Genomic DNA, 14,400 nt, shown 5'->3' with positions numbered 1-14,400 from the left:
CCTAAGGTGGGGCGAGTGCGGATCGCCACCTGGAACGTCAACTCGCTGCGCTCCCGCATCGACCGCGTCGAGGCCTTCCTCGAGCGGCACGACGTCGACGTCCTGGCGGTGCAGGAGACCAAGGCCCGCGAGGACCAGCTGCCGCTGATGGGCCTGCAGTCGCTCGGCTACGACATCGCCGCGTCCGGCTTCAGCCAGTGGAACGGCGTCGCCGTCATCAGCCGGGTGGGGCTCGAGGACGTCGAGGTCGGCTTCCCAGGGATGCCCTCGTGGGCCGACACCGTCAAAGGTGGGGACCCGGTCGCCGAGGCCCGCGCCATCGGCGTCACCTGCGCCGGCGTGCGGATCTGGTCGCTCTACGTGCCCAACGGCCGCAAGGTCGACGACCCGCACTACCACTACAAGCTCGACTGGCTGGCCCGACTGCGCGAGGCCGCCCTGCCCTGGCTGAGTGGTCAGACGGCCCTCGTCGGCGACTGGAACATCGCCCCCCGCGACGAGGACGTCTACGACATCGCCGCCTTCGCTAAGGACACCCACGTCACCCCGCCCGAGCGCGCCGCGTTCTCGGCCTTCCTCGACGACGGCTACGCCGACCTCGCCCGGCCGTTCACGGACGACCCGGAGATCTACACCTACTGGGACTACTACCGGCAGCGGTTCGAGCGGAACCGCGGCATGCGGATCGACTTCCTGCTCGGCTCCCCCGCCCTCGCCTCCCGGGTCACCGGGGCCTTCGTCGACCGCGACGAGCGGGCCGGGAAGGGGGCCTCGGACCACGCGCCGGTGGTCGTGGAGATGGCCGATGACTGACCCTGCAGCGGCCGACCGCGACACCCGCATCGCCGCCTACGCCGTCATCACCGACGAGCGCGGCATGCTCCTCGCGCACTGGCGCGAGCACGGTGCGTCCGCGTGGACGCTGCCCGGCGGCGGGATCGACTGGGGCGAGGACCCCGCCGACGCGGTCGTGCGGGAGGTGCGCGAGGAGACCGGCTACGAGGTGGTGGTCGAGGCTCTGCTCGGCATCCAGTCGCGCGTGCTCACCGCGGCGCAGCGGCTGCTGCCCGGCGAGCCCGCCCAGCACCAGGTGCGCATCGTCTACCGGTGCCGGGTGGTCGGCGGGGAGCTGCGCGACGAGGTCGGCGGCTCCACCGACACCGCGGGCTGGTTCGCGCTCGACGCGATCGAGGACCTCGAGCGGGTCTCGCAGGTCGACTACGCCAGGCGCGTCGCCGGCCTCCTCTGAACCACCACCGAGAGCACGGCCGCGACGACGCAGAGTGCAGCGGCGGCGAGGAACGCCGGGGTGTAGCTGCCGGTCTGGTCGCGTACGATGCCCGCGCCGGTGGCGGCCAGGGCGGCGCCGAGCTGGTGGCTGGCGAACACCCAGCCGAAGACGATCGGGCCGTCGTCGCCGTACGCCTCGCGCGCCAGCATCACGGTCGGCGGCACGGTGGCCACCCAGTCCAGGCCGTAGAAGATGACGAAGACCAGCGTGCTCGGCTGCACCGACGGGTGGAGCAGCGACGGCAGCAGCAGCAGCCCCACGCCGCGCAGGGAGTAGTAGGCCACCAGCAGCCGGCGCGGATCGACGCGGTCGGTGAGCCAGCCCGAGCAGATGGTGCCGCCGACGTCGAAGACGCCGACCAGCGCCAGCAGGCCCGCCGCGGTGGTGGCCGGCATCCCGTGGTCGCCCGCGGCCGGGATGAAGTGGGTGGCGATGAGCCCGTTGGTGGTGGCGCCGCAGATCGCGAAGCCTCCGGCCAGCAGCCAGAAGGTGGGGGTGCGGGCCGCGGTGAGTAGCACGCGCACCGCGCGTCCGGCCGACGATCCGACGGCTGCGCTGCGGGCCGGGCCCGGGTCGGCGTCGGTGGCGCCGTAGGCGCGCAGACCGTGGTCGTGCGGGTGGTTGCGCAAGAAGAGCAGCACCAGCGGCACGACGGCCAGGGCCGCGACGCTGGCCGTCAACGCCGCCGAGCGCCACCCGTGATGGGTGGCCACCGCCGCCACCACCGGCAGGAAGACCAGCTGTCCGGTGGCGTTACCGGCGGTGAGGATGCCGCTGACCAGGCCGCGCCGGGTCACGAACCACCGCGCGCTGACCGTGGCGACGAACGCCATCGACATCGAGCCGGTGCCGACGCCGACGCACACGCCCCACAGCAGCACCAGCTGCCACGCCGCCGTCATGAACACCGTCAGGCCGCTGCCGATCGAGACCAGCAGCAGCGCCACCACGACCACCGGGCGCACCCCGAACCGGTCCATCAGGGCGGCGGCGAAGGGCGAGAACAGCCCGAAGAGCGCCATGTTGACCGAGACGGCGAAGCCGATCGTCGCGTGCGACCAGCCGAACTCCATGTGCAGCGGGTCCATGAGCACACCGGGCACCGAGCGGAACGCGGCGGCGCCCACCAGCGTCACGAAGGCGACGGCGGCGACGCTCCACGCCGGGTGGACGCGGCGGCTCGGTCGGGTCTCCAGGAGGGTCACGACGACGATTCTGCGGACCGCACGGTCCGCTGGCGAGTGGCCCGAACGCCATGATGTGCAAGGATCCGGCCATGCGTCCGCACCGCGTCGTCGTCCTCGGGCTCGCTCCCGTCGTGGGCTACGACCTGACCACGCCGGCCCAGATCTTCGGCTCGGTGCGCACGGCGGACGACCGGCCCGCCTACGAGGTCACCGTGGCCGGACTCGACGGCTCCTCCCTGAGCACCACCCTCGGCTACGACATCGTCCCGCACGCCGACGCCACCGCCCTGGCGCAGGCCGACACGGTGGTGGTGCCCGGCACCCGCATGCCCGGGCCGCGGTTCGAGGGTGTGCTGCCGGACGACCTGCGCGACGCGCTCGCCACCGTGCCGGCCTCGGCCCGGCTGGTCTCGATCTGCACCGGGGCCTTCGTCCTCGGTGCCGCGGGGGTGCTCGACGGCCGCCGGGCCACCACGCACTGGGCCATGGCCGAGGACTTCCGGGCGCTGTACCCGCGGGTCCACCTGGACGAGAACCTGCTCTTCGTCGAGGACGGCGGCGTCTTCACCTCCGCCGGCATCGGCGCCGGCGTCGACCTCTCGCTGCACCTGGTGCGCCTCGACCACGGCACCGAGGTCGCCAACGCCGTCGCCCGCTACAACGTCGTCCCACCCTGGCGCGAGGGCGGCCAGGCGCAGTTCATCGACCGCACCCTGCCCGACGCCGGCACCGTCTCGACCGCGGCCGTGCGCAGCTGGGCGCTGGAGCACCTCGCCGAGCCCCTCAACGTCGCGGAGCTGGCCGACCGGGCGTCGATGAGCGTGCGGACCTTCACCCGCCGGTTCCGCGCCGAGACCGGCCACTCCCCCGGCGCGTGGCTGGTGCTGCAGCGGGTCCGGGAGGCGCAGCGGCTGCTGGAGAGCACCGACCTGCCCGTCGACGTCGTCGCGCGGAGCGCCGGACTGGGCACCTCGGCCTCCCTGCGCCAGCACCTGCGGCGCACAGCCGGGGTCTCGCCCAGCGCCTACCGCAGCACCTTCCGCGGGGCCGGCTGACGAAGACTGTCGGTGGTCGCCCTCACGATGGCCGCATGCAGATCCTCCTCCCCCTCATCGGGCTCCTCCTCGGCTTCGCGCTGGGGGTGCTGTGGGTGCGCTCGCGACCGGCCGCCGTCCGCGAGGCCGGGCTCGCCGAGTCGGTCAGCCAGGGGCTCGACCGGCTCGCCGAGCGCCTCGACGACCTCTCCCACCAGGGCGTCTCGTGGCAGAGCCAGCTGCGCCAGCAGGTCGACGACGTCCGGCACAGCACCGACCTGCTGCGCCGCGAGACCGGTTCGCTGGCCACGGCGCTGCGCAAGCCGCAGGTGCGCGGTCGGTGGGGTGAGATGCACCTGCGGCGGGCGGTCGAGCTGGCCGGTCTGGTCGACCGCTGCGACTTCACCGAGCAGACCCACCTCGCCTCGGCCGACGGCGCCCAGCGGCCCGACCTGGTGGTGCGGCTGGCCGGCGGTCGGCACGTGGTGGTCGACGCCAAGGTGCCGCTGGACGCCTTCCTCGACGCCACCGCCAGCGACGACCCCGAGGCCTACGCCGCGCACCTGGCCCGCCACGCCCGGCAGCTGCGCAGCCACGCCGCGGCACTCGGCGCCAAGGCGTACTGGCGCTCGCTGCCCGGGGCACCGGAGTTCGTGGTGCTCTTCGTGCCCGGCGAGTCGTTCCTCTCGGCCGCCCTAGAGGCCGACCCCGACCTGCTCGAGCGCGCGGCCGAGCGACAGGTCGTGATCGCCACCCCCACCACGCTGATCGCGCTGCTGCGCACGGTGGCGATGGGCTGGTCCCACGCCCGGCTGACCGAGCGCGCGCACGAGGTGCACGCGCTGGGCCGCGAGCTGCACCAGCGGCTGGGCTCGATGAGCGACCACCTGGACAAGCTCGGGCGCTCGCTGCGGGGGTCGGTCGAGGCGTTCAACAGCACGGTCGGCTCGCTGGAGGCGCGGGTGCTGGTCACCGCCCGCCGCTTCGACGACCTCGGACCGGTGCCGCAGCCGCTGCCGGGCCCGTCGGTCGTCGAGGTCGTGCCCCGGCGCGTCGCCGCAGGTCAGGGGGGTTCATGACCCTACGGTGATCGGGTGAGCGCACCCACCCTGTGGGAAGAGGGCACGATGCAGGCCGGCCGGGTCATCCGGTGGGCGGTGCTGGTGAGCGCCGTGCTGGTCGCCCTCGACCTCACCGTGACCCATCGTCTGAGTCCGCTGTTCGACGTCGGCTTCGTCCTGATCTGCGTCGGCGCGGCGGTCGCCGTCCGGCCGAAGGAGTTCTTCGGCGTCGGGGTGATGCCGCCGTTCTTGATGCTCGGCACGGTGGCCGTGCTGGCCGCCGTCCACCCGGTGGCGGTGGCGCACGCCACCGACGGTCTGGGCCAGGCGCTGGTGTCCGGTCTGGCCCACCACTGCGGTGCGCTGTTCGCCGGCTACGTCAACGCGCTGGTGGTGCTCGGCGTCCGGCACCGGATCATGGCCACCCGCCGCGACCAGCTGGCGCGCCGCAGCTCGCCGTACTACATCGGCCCCGACCCGGTCGCGGAGACGGCTCAGGAGAACCGGTCGGGATCGCCGCGACCGACCCTGGTCACCTCCGGTGCGCCGGAGGAGAAGTCGACCACCGTCGTGGGCTCGGAGTCGGTCTCCTCGCCGCCGTCGAGGACCGCGTCGAGCTTCTGATCCAGCTCCTCCTTGACCTCCCACCCCATGGTCATCGGGTCGGTCTGGTCGGGCAGGATCAAGGTGGTCGACAGCAACGGTTCGTCGAGCTCCTCCAGCAGCGCCGCCACCACGCGGTGCTCGGGGATGCGGACGCCGACGGTGCGCTTCTTGGGGTGCATGAAGGCCTTCGGCACCTCCCCGGTGGCGGGCAGGATGAAGGTGTAGGGACCCGGGGTGGCCGCCTTGACCGCACGGAACTCGGCGTTGCCCAGGTGCACGAACCGGCCCATCTGCGCGAAGTCCTTGCACACCAAGGTGAAGTGGTGGCGCTCGTCGAGCTGGCGGATGTCGCGCATCCGCTCCAGGCCGTCGCGGTTGCCCAGCCGGATGCCCAGGGCGTAGCCGGAGTCGGTGGGGTAGGCCAGCAGGCCGTCGTCGCGCAGCAGCTGCACCACCTGGGCGATCGCCCGCGGCTGCGGGTCGACCGGATGGACGTCGTAGTAGCGGGCCACGGCTACGCGCGGCCCGCGGTGCGCAGGTCCTTTCGCAGCTCGGGCGGGAGCGCGAAGATCAGCGACTCCTCCGCGCTGTGCACCGCACGGGCGTCGGGGTAGCCGCGCTCGGCGAGGTGGGCCAGCACCCCGTCGACCAGGTCCTCGGGCACCGAGGCGCCCGACGTGACGCTGACCGTCGCGACGCCGTCGAGCCACTCCTCGCGGATCTCGCTGGCGTCGTCGACGCGGTAGGACGCACCCGCGCCGCTCTCCAGGGCCACCTCGACCAGGCGCACCGAGTTCGAGGAGTTGCCCGAGCCGACGACGATGACCAGGTCGGCGTCCTGGGCGATCTCCTTGACCGCCAGCTGCCGGTTCTGCGTGGCGTAGCAGATGTCGTCCGAGGGCGGGTCGAGCAGGTGCGGGAACCGGGCGCGGATGGCGCGGACGGTCTCCATCGTCTCGTCGACCGAGAGCGTGGTCTGCGAGAGCCAGGCCACCTTGTCCGGGTCGCGGACCTCGACGCCGGCGACGTCGTCGGGTCCCTCGACCAGGTGGATGTGGGCCGGGGCCTCCCCGGAGGTGCCCTCGACCTCCTCGTGACCGGCGTGGCCGATGAGCAGGATGTCGTAGTCCTCGGCGGCGAAGCGCTTGGCCTCGTGGTGGACCTTGGTCACCAGCGGGCAGGTGGCGTCGATCGTCTTCAGGCCGCGCGCCTGCGCCTGCTCGTGCACGGCCGGTGAGACGCCATGGGCGGAGAACACCACCGTGGCCCCGGCCGGCACCTCGTCGAGCTCCTCGACGAAGACGGCCCCGCGGGACTCCAAGGTGGCGACGACGTGCTTGTTGTGCACGATCTGCTTGCGCACGTAGACCGGGGCGCCGTAGAGGTCCAGCGCCTTCTCGACGGTGATGACGGCCCGGTCGACACCGGCGCAGTAGCCGCGCGGGGCGGCGAGCAGCACGGCGCGCTCGGCCTCGTCGGTGGGCAGCACGGCAGGCGTACCGAGGTCGACGGACATGACGCCCATCGTACGCAGCGCCGGTTCAGCCCACCCGGTCGCGCAGCCAGCGCGAGAGGACGTCGTGGTCGGTCGGCGCAGGCTCGCCCGGTACGCCGTCGACGACCACCGAGAACCGGCGGGCCGCCCCACGCCCCACGACCAGCCCGCGGGCACTCTCCAACCGCTCGCCCACCGGGGCCAGCACCTCGACGGTGCGGGCGACGTCGGCGCCCTCCACGGCCGCGGCCCGCAGCAGCCAGTCGGCGGCGACCTCGAAGGACGTCGGCGTGGACACCAGCCGGTGCAGGTAGATGCCCTCCAACCGTGCCGAGACGAGCACCGCGGCGGGATCCCCGGACGGGCTGGGCAACGCCATCAGCGCGAGCTGGACGGGTGCCTCGTCAAAGTCGCGCTCGGCGCTCGGCTCGCCGAGCACCACCACCCAGTCCGGGGCGGTGCGAGCGGCGAGCACCAGGCGCACCTCGTCGGTCACGTCGACCGCGCCGTCGTCGCCGCCCACGAGCAGGTTGCGCGCCACCAGGGAGCGCTGCGCCGTCTCCAGCACCAGGTCCTGCTCGCGCTCGGAGAGCGCGTCCCACCACAGCGCGTCGGCGGCATCGGCCAGGAGCGGGTCGTCGCCGACGCCGCGCAGCTCCTCCCGGGTCAACGAGGCGAGCTGGACGTCACCGGTCTCGCCGAGGGCGGCCGCGGCCGCTGCGTCGGCGTCGAAACGGCTCACCATCCGCTGATGGCCGTCCCGCTCGCGGTGACGACCATCAGCACCACACCCAGCACCACCCCGAACACGGCCGGGAAGAACCACGGGTGACGCCTGCCCTCGCGTCGCTGGTAGCGCACCGCGAGGACGAGGACGAGCACGAAGACGGCCGTGAACACCGCCATGCCGATGGTCTCCTGATGAGCGGTCGACATCGGCCTAGAAGATGCTCGAGAACGCGTGGCCGATGGCGCTGCCGGCACTCGTGATGCCGTGCCAGGTGTCCTTGGCCGCCGTGGTGACGCCGTGGACCGCCCCGTCGACGCCGCTCTTGAACCAGCCGAAGTGGTGGTAGGCCCAGTCACCGGCCAGGAACAGCCCGGTGCCGATCATGACGACCTGCCCCGCCACCGGGATCCAGTCCGCGACCGCGTTGATGCCGGCCAGCGTGGCCAACGTCGGCGCGAAGGCGGCCGCCGTACCGGCGATGTTGAGCGCGGCCGCGCCCTGCAGCACGTGTCCCTCGGTCTTGTTCTCCACGCCGGGGTTGATGATCGTCAGCACGTCGCTGGCGACGCCGACGACGGCGAGGAACCGGCCGGCCGCCCCGAGGAAGCCGGTCTCGGGGATGCCGCCGGCCTTGAGCTTCGACAGCAGCGAGGCCGTCTGCTTCTCCGGGTTGCCGGCCAGCGTGCGCTCGAGGTCGGCGACGACCGAGGCGTCCTTGGCCCGCGCGGCCACGTCGCCCAGCCCGGCGATACCGCTCTTGTAGAGGTCCGACATCGGGCCGACCATGTCGGAGAAGATCGCCTGGACGTTCTTCTCCACGCCCGCGACCGCACGGGCGTTCTGGGCGAACCGGGCCACCGCCCAGCCCTCCGCGCCACTGAGCGGACCGATGGTGCCGGCCAGGAGCTGGGCGGGGCCGGCGTTGTTGAGCTGGTCGGCCAGCTCCTTCCAGTCGACCTCGCCGTCCTCCTCGACGTCCTCCTTCGAGACGGCGGCCTGCGCGCTGCCGAGTGCCTTCCAGGCCTGGGCGTCGGAGACGTGGCCGCTCAGCCCGGTGACGCCGAGCTCGTCGAAGACGCGGCGCCGTATGGCCTCAGGTGACAGCGAATCCGACTTCGGCACCAACAGGGCGGTCTCGTCGTCGATCTCCGCTGCGATCTGCGCGGCCAGCTGCTTGAGCTGCCGGGCCGCGGTGCGCGCGTCCTGCTCGAGCTGGCCCCGCAGCTGTCCCGCGTGCTGGAACGCGCGGTCGGACTCCGGGCTGCTGGGATCGACCTGCGCGGCACGGTCGTCGGCGTCCTTGACCTCCTTGGCCCAGGTCTTGATGTCGTCCTGGGTCTTCTTCAGCGCCAGCCCGTAGGCGTGGACCAGCCCGGCGACCTTCTGGCTGGAGGTCTGCACCATTCCCAGCTCGACCTGCAGGCCTGCCCCGGCCTGGCGGAAGGCGTCGCTGCGCGGGCCGTGCCACTGCTCCAGAGCCGTGGCGACGGCGTGCTGCGTGGCGGTCTTCTGCTTGCCGATCCCGGTGGCGGCGGTGCCCAGCGAGCCGGTGGCGGTGGTCAGCGTGCCCGGGTCGCCTTCCGGCGGGGTGAGGTCGCCGGTCATCAGTGGCCGCCGGCGGTGTCGAGGTCGGCAGCGGCGTTGCGAGCCAGCTGGCCGGCGGCGTGGAGCTGGGTGTGGATGGCGTCGGCCATCGCGGACGCGGCGGCGGCGTAGCGGCGCAGGGCCGCGGCGATGTCGGGGTCGCCCGCTCCTCCGGCAGCCGAGGTGCCGGCACCGGAGAGGTCGGTGGCGAGCCCGTCGACCGCCGTGCTCGCGCTCTGCAGGCCGACGCCGCCGGAGTCGATGGTCGTGGTGTCGCCGCCGTCGTAGGGCCTGCTCATGGCTGACCGCCCTCCCCCGCGTTCACGCTGATCACTGTGCGGCCAGCTCGGTGACCAGACCCATGACATATGTCCTGTACCCCGCGGCGTCGATGCGCCGGGTGCGCTCGGACTTCCCCCGCAGACCGTGACCGGTCGTCGACAGCCCGGCCACCTCGTGGTCGGCGACGAACCGAGCCGGACCGTGGGCGGCGGTGGTCACCAGGTCGACGGTGAGCTGCTGGCCCTGCTGCCGCGGCTCGAAGGCCGTGGAGACGATCTCCTCGACCAGCACGTCGCGTCGCACCGCTTCGATGCGGACCGGAAGGGGCTCCCCTCCGGCATCGATGGGGATGTCGAGGTATTCGACGATGCTCATGTTCCCGCCGACCAGCGTCACCCGCCGCCGGCGGCGGGCGACGACGTCGGGCTCGCGATGGACGCTGATCACGAAGGAGCGGTGGGCCGGTAGGACGTGACCCACGAACCAGGCCAGCAGCGGACCGCTGGCCTGCACCGCCCAGTGGTCGGTCGGCAGGTCCTCGGCGAGCCCGCGCTCGACCAGCCTGCGGCCGGCGGCGACCACGACCGGGTCGTCGTAGGAGGCCTGCTGCTGCGGGAAGGGCGGGAGGTCCGGACCGCGATCCAGCGGGGCGAACCCGATCGCTCGCTGCTCGGCCTCGTCGACGGTGCACATCAGGGCTCGCCCGTTCGCCTCCGCCTCGAACAGCGCGGCGCCGTCGGCCTCGGTGGGCACAGGCAGCTGATCGCTCACAACCAACCGTTCTACCCCGGCCGTGTCGGCACCAACCCATAGGCTCCTGGCGTGCCGATGGAGACCTCGCCGGAGAAGCCCGCGCCCGTGCGCGCCGTGGCTCAGGCCATCGGCAGCTGGGTCGAGCGGCTGGGTGCGGTGTGGGTGGAGGGTCAGGTCACCCAGATCTCGCGACGGGCCGGGATGCGGACGGTCTTCTTGACGTTGCGCGACGCGCTGGCCGACATCTCGATGTCGGTCACCTGCAGCTCCGACCTGGCCGACTCGCTCGCCACGCCGCTGGTCGAGGGCGCCAGCATCGTCGTGCACGCCAAGCCGTCCTACTACGCCAACCGCGGCACGCTCTCGCTGCAGGCCCGCGAGATCCGGATGGTCGGGCTCGGCGAGCTGCTGGCCCGGCTGGAGCAGCGCCGTCGGCTGCTGGCCGCCGAGGGTCTCTTCGACCCAGCACTGAAGCGGCCGCTGCCCTTCCTGCCCCGCGTCGTCGGGCTGGTCACCGCGCAGGGCTCGGCCGCCGAGCGCGACGTGGTCGAGAACGCCGGACGTCGATGGCCCGCGGTGCAGGTGCGCACGGCCTACGCGGCGATGCAGGGCATGAACGCCGCGCGCGACGTCATGGCCGCGCTCGAGCGGCTCGACGCCGACCCCGAGGTCGACGTCATCGTGGTCGCCCGCGGCGGCGGCTCGGTGGAGGACCTGCTGCCGTTCTCCGACGAGGCCGTGGTCCGCGCGGTGGCGAGGGCGCGCACGCCGGTGGTCTCGGCCATCGGCCACGAGCAGGACGGTCCGCTGCTCGACCTGGTGGCCGACGTCCGCGCCTCCACCCCCACCGACGCCGCCAAGCGCGTGGTGCCCGACGTCGCCGAGGAGCAGCAGCGCGTGGCCCAGCTGCGCGACCGCGTCCGGCGGGCGGTGCACGCGCGCATCGCCGCCGAGCAGCACACCCTGTCCGCGCTGCGCTCGCGCCCCGCCCTGGCCGACCCCCGCGGCGGGCTGGCCGACCGGCTCGGCGAGGTCGAGGCGCTGCGCGACCGCGCCCGCCGCTCCGTGCACCACCGCCTGGACCGCGCCGCCGACGACCTGGGTCACCACCTGGCCCGGGTGCGGTCACTCTCACCGCTCTCGACCCTGCGCCGCGGCTACGCGGTGCTGCAGACCGCCGACGGCGCGGTCGTCACCGACCCCGCCACGGTGTCGGCCGGCGACTCCGTCGAGGTGCGCGTCGCCGCCGGTCGCGTCGAGGCCACCGTCACCGCCACCCACGCCGAGCCCACCGACCGGGAGGCCCCCGATGCCGAAGGATGAGCCCACCTACGAGGAGGCCCGCGCCGAGCTCGCCGAGGTGGTGCAACGCCTCGAGCAGGGCGGCGAGGGCCTCGCCGAGTCGCTGGCCCTGTGGGAGCGCGGCGAACAGCTGGCCAAGACCTGCCAGGCCTTCCTCGACGGCGCCCGCGAGCGGCTCGACGCCGCCATCGAGGCCCAGGAGGACTAGCCGGTTCCGCCGAAGCCCAGCACCCCGACCAGCTCGACGACCGCCTTCTCCCCCGCCTTCCCGCCGACGAACACGGTGCGCCCGCCGCCGGTCCACGTCAGGGCGTAGGCCGACCCGTCGCGCCAGGTCTGCCAGGTGCGTCCGGCGAGCTGGCGCGCCCGACCCTGGGTGCTGCCCGAGCCCAGGTAGGCGTCGACCAGCTTCGTCGCGCGCGCGTGCGCCTCCTCGATGCCGACGTAGCCGCCGCCACCGGTGAGCAGGCCGAGGTGCCACGTGGCGCGCTTCCCGGCCTGGTAGCGCACGCTGGTCGCGCGCCAGCCCGAGGGCATCGGCTCGGGGGCCGGGGCCAGCGCGCCGTCCTGACGAGCCTGGGTGACCGCACCGCGGTAGGCGACGGTGGGCACCGGATCGTCCTGGTTGCCGCGGAACAGCGCCCGGAAGCCGACGAAGGCGAGGATGACCAGCACCAGGATCACCATCGCCCCGACCAGACCGTTGGAGGAGCGTTCGTAGCGACCCGGCTTCCCCGCTGATGGCGCACTCGACACCATGACATTCTCTCCCGGTGGCTGACGTCGTCCCGCTGGTGGCCCTGGCGGCGTTGCTGGCAGTGGCCTTCGTGCACCCGCCGTGGTGGGTGGAGCTGGGCGTGGCGGTGGCCGGCACGGTCGCGGTCGTCGCCACCTCCGCCACCAGCTGGCACCTGGCCGCCGACGCCGCGGGCCGGATGCTGCCGGTGGTCGTCTTCCTCGTCGCGATCCTCGCCGTGGCCGGGGCGTGCGCCGAGCTCGGCCTGTTCCGCGCCATCGGCGAGCGGATCGGGCGTCCGGGCACCGGGCCGCAGGGCTTCTTGGCGCTCACCTTCGTCGCCGCTGTGGCCGTCACCGCCGTGCTCAGCCTCGACGCCACCGTCGTGCTGCTCACCCTGGTGGTGCTCGCGGCCGCCGGGCACGCCGGTGTGCGCCCGGCCCCGGGGCTCTCGGCCTGCGTCCGGCTGGCGAACTCCTCCTCCCTCCTGCTGCCGGTCTCCAACCTCACGACCCTGCTGGCCACCCATCACCTCGACCTCTCCTTCGGCCGCTTCGCCCTGGTGATGGCGCCGGCGTGGCTGGGCGTGATCGCCGTCGAGTACGCCGTGCACCGGGTGTTCTTCCGCCGCGACCTGGCCGCGGCGCCGACGCCGGACGACGACCCGACGCCACCGCACCCGCTGCCGACCTTCCCGCTCACGGTCGTGGTGCTCATGCTGGTCGGCTTCGCCCTCACCTCGCTGGTCGGCATCGGCGCGGCCTGGGGCGCGGCCTGGGTGTCAGTGGCGGCTGCGCTGGTGCTGCTGCTCCCGGCCGCGCGGGTGCGCCGGGCGGTCCCGGTGCTGCAGGCCACTCAGCCGGCGTTCGCGGCCTTCGTGCTGGGGCTCGCGGTGGTGGTCGACGCGGTGGGCCGCGGGCCTGTGGGAGACCTGGTCGACCGTGCGATCCCCGCCGGCGGGCACCACCTCGGGCAGCTGCTCTGGCTGGCGCTGCTGGCCACCGTCGTGGCCAACGTGCTCAACAACCTGCCCGCCACGCTGCTGCTGGTGCCGCTCGTGGCGCCGCTGGGCACCGAGGCGGTCCTGGCCACGCTGGTCGGCCTCAACGTCGGCTCGTCGCTCACCTGGACCGGATCGCTCGCCAACCTGCTCTGGCGCCGCACCCTGGGGGCCGCGGGCAGCGTCCCATCCTCGCGCAGCTTCCACGCGGTCTCGGTCGTCGCCGCACCCCTCGGCGTCGTGGTGGGCGTCGTGCTGGTCTGGGCCTGGGCTCCGGTGAGTCTGTGAACGGATAGGGTCTGACCATGCCGGAGACGCCGCAGCCCGAGCAGCTCGCCGTCGCACCGTCGGCCCCCGACCGCAACCTCGCGCTCGAGCTGGTGCGGGTCACCGAGGCCGCCGCGATGGCCGCCGGCCGGTGGGTGGGCCGGGGCGACAAGAACGGCGCCGACGGCGTGGCGGTCAACGCGATGCGCGTGCTCATCGCCACCGTCGGCATGCGCGGCGTCGTGGTCATCGGCGAGGGCGAGAAGGACAACGCCCCGATGCTCTACAACGGCGAGGAGGTCGGCGACGGCACCGGCCCGGAGTGCGATGTGGCCGTCGACCCCATCGACGGCACCACCCTGGCCGCCAAGGGCATGATGAACGCGATCGCGGTGCTCGCCGTGGCGCCCCGCGGCTCGATGTACGACCCGTCGGCGGTCTTCTACATGGAGAAGCTGGTCACCGGCCCGGCCGCAGCCGACGTCGTCGACATCCGCTACCCGGTGGCCGAGAACATCCACCAGGTGGCCAAGGCCACCGGCAAGGCGCCCGAGGACGTCGGCGTCGTGCTGCTGGACCGGCCTCGTCACCAGGGCATCGTCGAGGAGATCCGCGCGGCCGGTGCCCGCATCAAGTTCATCTCCGACGGCGACGTCGCCGGCGCCATCATGGCCGCGCGACCCGACACCGGCATCGACCTCCTGCTCGGCACCGGCGGCACGCCCGAGGGCATCATCACCGCCTGCGCGATGAAGTGCATGGACGGCGTCATCCAGGGCCGACTCTCCCCGCGCGACGACGCCGAGCGCGAGAAGGCCGTCGACGCCGGCCACGACCTCGAGCGCGTGCTGCACACCGACGACCTGGTCTCCGGCGACGACTGCTTCTTCGTCGCCACCGGCATCACCGACGGCGAGCTCATGCAGGGGGTGCGCTACCGCGGCGGCGGGGCCAGCACCCACTCGCTGGTGATGCGCTCGCGCAGCGGCACGATCCGCTCCATCCACTCCGACCACCAGCTGAGCAAGCTGCGGGCCTACGCCGACGTCGACTTCGACCGCTGAGCCGCAGT

17 protein-coding genes and 1 pseudogene are annotated in these 14,400 nt (G+C 73.4%); 9 read left to right on the top strand and 9 right to left on the bottom strand.

The features are described 5' to 3' along the window. The first annotated feature begins 15 nt into the window (after window positions 1–15). A complete protein-coding gene (locus D9V37_RS02260) occupies window positions 16–813 on the top strand; it encodes an exodeoxyribonuclease III (protein ID WP_121804481.1) in 798 nt (265 codons plus the stop codon). Next, window positions 806–1,249, top strand: coding sequence for an NUDIX hydrolase (locus tag D9V37_RS02255; protein WP_198412319.1), 444 nt, complete (start codon window positions 806–808; stop codon window positions 1,247–1,249). Before D9V37_RS02260 ends, D9V37_RS02255 begins: the two co-directional genes overlap by 8 nt. On the opposite strand, the gene D9V37_RS02250 is transcribed toward D9V37_RS02255, so the two are convergent. Further along, a complete protein-coding gene (locus D9V37_RS02250; RefSeq protein WP_121804480.1) occupies window positions 1,219–2,496 on the bottom strand; it encodes an MFS transporter in 1,278 nt (425 codons plus the stop codon). The genes D9V37_RS02255 and D9V37_RS02250 overlap by 31 nt on opposite strands. A gap of 71 nt (window positions 2,497–2,567) precedes the next feature. Between D9V37_RS02250 and D9V37_RS02245 the strand changes: the two genes are divergently transcribed. From D9V37_RS02245 to D9V37_RS20945, 3 genes and pseudogenes are all read left to right on the top strand, one after another. Beyond that, window positions 2,568–3,533, top strand: a complete 966-nt coding sequence (locus D9V37_RS02245) for a GlxA family transcriptional regulator (RefSeq protein ID WP_232524689.1) — start codon at window positions 2,568–2,570, stop codon at window positions 3,531–3,533. A gap of 35 nt (window positions 3,534–3,568) precedes the next feature. Beyond that, window positions 3,569–4,591, top strand: coding sequence for a DNA recombination protein RmuC (locus D9V37_RS02240; RefSeq protein WP_121804479.1), 1,023 nt, complete (start codon window positions 3,569–3,571; stop codon window positions 4,589–4,591). A gap of 48 nt (window positions 4,592–4,639) precedes the next feature. Next, window positions 4,640–4,972 (top strand): annotated as a pseudogene (locus D9V37_RS20945) (DUF6542 domain-containing protein); the annotation flags it as partial. A gap of 95 nt (window positions 4,973–5,067) precedes the next feature. Here D9V37_RS20945 and D9V37_RS02235 read toward each other — a convergent pair. From D9V37_RS02235 to D9V37_RS02205, 7 genes are read right to left on the bottom strand one after another with little or no spacing between them, the layout of a single operon-like run. Continuing rightward, window positions 5,068–5,691 (bottom strand): L-threonylcarbamoyladenylate synthase, encoded by a 624-nt coding sequence (locus D9V37_RS02235; RefSeq protein WP_121804478.1) that lies wholly within the window; start codon window positions 5,689–5,691, stop codon window positions 5,068–5,070. Between the two features lie 2 nt (window positions 5,692–5,693). Beyond that, window positions 5,694–6,695 carry a 4-hydroxy-3-methylbut-2-enyl diphosphate reductase gene (locus D9V37_RS02230; RefSeq protein WP_121804477.1) on the bottom strand — a complete coding sequence of 334 codons (1,002 nt, stop codon included), beginning with the start codon at window positions 6,693–6,695 and terminating at the stop codon, window positions 5,694–5,696. Between the two features lie 25 nt (window positions 6,696–6,720). Further along, complete coding sequence (locus tag D9V37_RS02225) at window positions 6,721–7,416, bottom strand: hypothetical protein (protein ID WP_147455841.1); 696 nt, start codon at window positions 7,414–7,416, stop codon at window positions 6,721–6,723. Continuing rightward, window positions 7,413–7,610, bottom strand: coding sequence for a hypothetical protein (locus D9V37_RS02220; protein ID WP_121804475.1), 198 nt, complete (start codon window positions 7,608–7,610; stop codon window positions 7,413–7,415). Before D9V37_RS02220 ends, D9V37_RS02225 begins: the two co-directional genes overlap by 4 nt. A 4-nt stretch (window positions 7,611–7,614) precedes the next feature. Further along, window positions 7,615–9,009 carry a hypothetical protein gene (locus tag D9V37_RS02215; protein WP_121804474.1) on the bottom strand — a complete coding sequence of 465 codons (1,395 nt, stop codon included), beginning with the start codon at window positions 9,007–9,009 and terminating at the stop codon, window positions 7,615–7,617. Then, window positions 9,009–9,287, bottom strand: coding sequence for a hypothetical protein (locus tag D9V37_RS02210; RefSeq protein ID WP_121804473.1), 279 nt, complete (start codon window positions 9,285–9,287; stop codon window positions 9,009–9,011). The genes D9V37_RS02215 and D9V37_RS02210 overlap by 1 nt, the downstream gene beginning before the upstream one ends. Before the next feature lie 31 nt (window positions 9,288–9,318). After that, window positions 9,319–10,041 (bottom strand): hypothetical protein, encoded by a 723-nt coding sequence (locus tag D9V37_RS02205; RefSeq protein WP_147455840.1) that lies wholly within the window; start codon window positions 10,039–10,041, stop codon window positions 9,319–9,321. 51 nt (window positions 10,042–10,092) lie between these two features. Here D9V37_RS02205 and xseA point away from each other — a divergent pair, with 51 nt between their 5' ends. Both xseA and D9V37_RS02195 read left to right on the top strand, forming a co-directional pair. Beyond that, complete coding sequence (xseA, locus tag D9V37_RS02200) at window positions 10,093–11,346, top strand: exodeoxyribonuclease VII large subunit (protein WP_121804471.1); 1,254 nt, start codon at window positions 10,093–10,095, stop codon at window positions 11,344–11,346. Further along, the gene (locus tag D9V37_RS02195; RefSeq protein WP_121804470.1) at window positions 11,333–11,533 is read left to right on the top strand and encodes an exodeoxyribonuclease VII small subunit; all 201 of its coding nucleotides are present in this window, start codon (window positions 11,333–11,335) and stop codon (window positions 11,531–11,533) included. The genes xseA and D9V37_RS02195 overlap by 14 nt, the downstream gene beginning before the upstream one ends. On the opposite strand, the gene D9V37_RS02190 is transcribed toward D9V37_RS02195, so the two are convergent. Next, entirely contained in the window at window positions 11,530–12,081 is a 552-nt protein-coding gene (locus D9V37_RS02190) for a DUF4245 domain-containing protein (protein ID WP_158604349.1), read from the bottom strand. The genes D9V37_RS02195 and D9V37_RS02190 overlap by 4 nt on opposite strands. 17 nt (window positions 12,082–12,098) lie before the next feature. On the opposite strand from D9V37_RS02190, the gene D9V37_RS02185 reads away from it, so the two are divergent. Then, window positions 12,099–13,349, top strand: coding sequence for an SLC13 family permease (locus D9V37_RS02185; RefSeq protein ID WP_121804468.1), 1,251 nt, complete (start codon window positions 12,099–12,101; stop codon window positions 13,347–13,349). 17 nt (window positions 13,350–13,366) lie between these two features. Continuing rightward, entirely contained in the window at window positions 13,367–14,392 is a 1,026-nt protein-coding gene (glpX, locus tag D9V37_RS02180; protein WP_121804467.1) for a class II fructose-bisphosphatase, read from the top strand. Window positions 14,393–14,400: the final 8 nt, after the last annotated feature.

The organism is Nocardioides mangrovicus (assembly GCF_003674065.1).
GTDB classification, from domain to species: Bacteria; Actinomycetota; Actinomycetes; order Propionibacteriales; family Nocardioidaceae; genus Marmoricola; species Marmoricola mangrovicus.
The sequence above is the reverse complement of the archived record's forward strand: the minus strand, read 5'-3'. Positions and strand labels throughout refer to the sequence as shown.

What these genes read in the sequence shown, in the direction of transcription:
- D9V37_RS02255 (WP_198412319.1), top strand. Translation starts at nt 806, where the DNA reads ATGACTGACCCTGCAGCGGCCGACCGCGACACCCGCATCGCCGCCTAC.
- D9V37_RS02245 (WP_232524689.1), top strand. Translation starts at nt 2,568, where the DNA reads ATGCGTCCGCACCGCGTCGTCGTCCTCGGGCTCGCTCCCGTCGTGGGC.
- D9V37_RS02240 (WP_121804479.1), top strand. Translation starts at nt 3,569, where the DNA reads ATGCAGATCCTCCTCCCCCTCATCGGGCTCCTCCTCGGCTTCGCGCTG.
- D9V37_RS02230 (WP_121804477.1), bottom strand. Translation starts at nt 6,695, where the DNA reads ATGTCCGTCGACCTCGGTACGCCTGCCGTGCTGCCCACCGACGAGGCC.
- D9V37_RS02220 (WP_121804475.1), bottom strand. Translation starts at nt 7,610, where the DNA reads ATGTCGACCGCTCATCAGGAGACCATCGGCATGGCGGTGTTCACGGCC.
- D9V37_RS02215 (WP_121804474.1), bottom strand. Translation starts at nt 9,009, where the DNA reads ATGACCGGCGACCTCACCCCGCCGGAAGGCGACCCGGGCACGCTGACC.
- D9V37_RS02210 (WP_121804473.1), bottom strand. Translation starts at nt 9,287, where the DNA reads ATGAGCAGGCCCTACGACGGCGGCGACACCACGACCATCGACTCCGGC.
- D9V37_RS02195 (WP_121804470.1), top strand. Translation starts at nt 11,333, where the DNA reads ATGCCGAAGGATGAGCCCACCTACGAGGAGGCCCGCGCCGAGCTCGCC.
- glpX (WP_121804467.1), top strand. Translation starts at nt 13,367, where the DNA reads ATGCCGGAGACGCCGCAGCCCGAGCAGCTCGCCGTCGCACCGTCGGCC.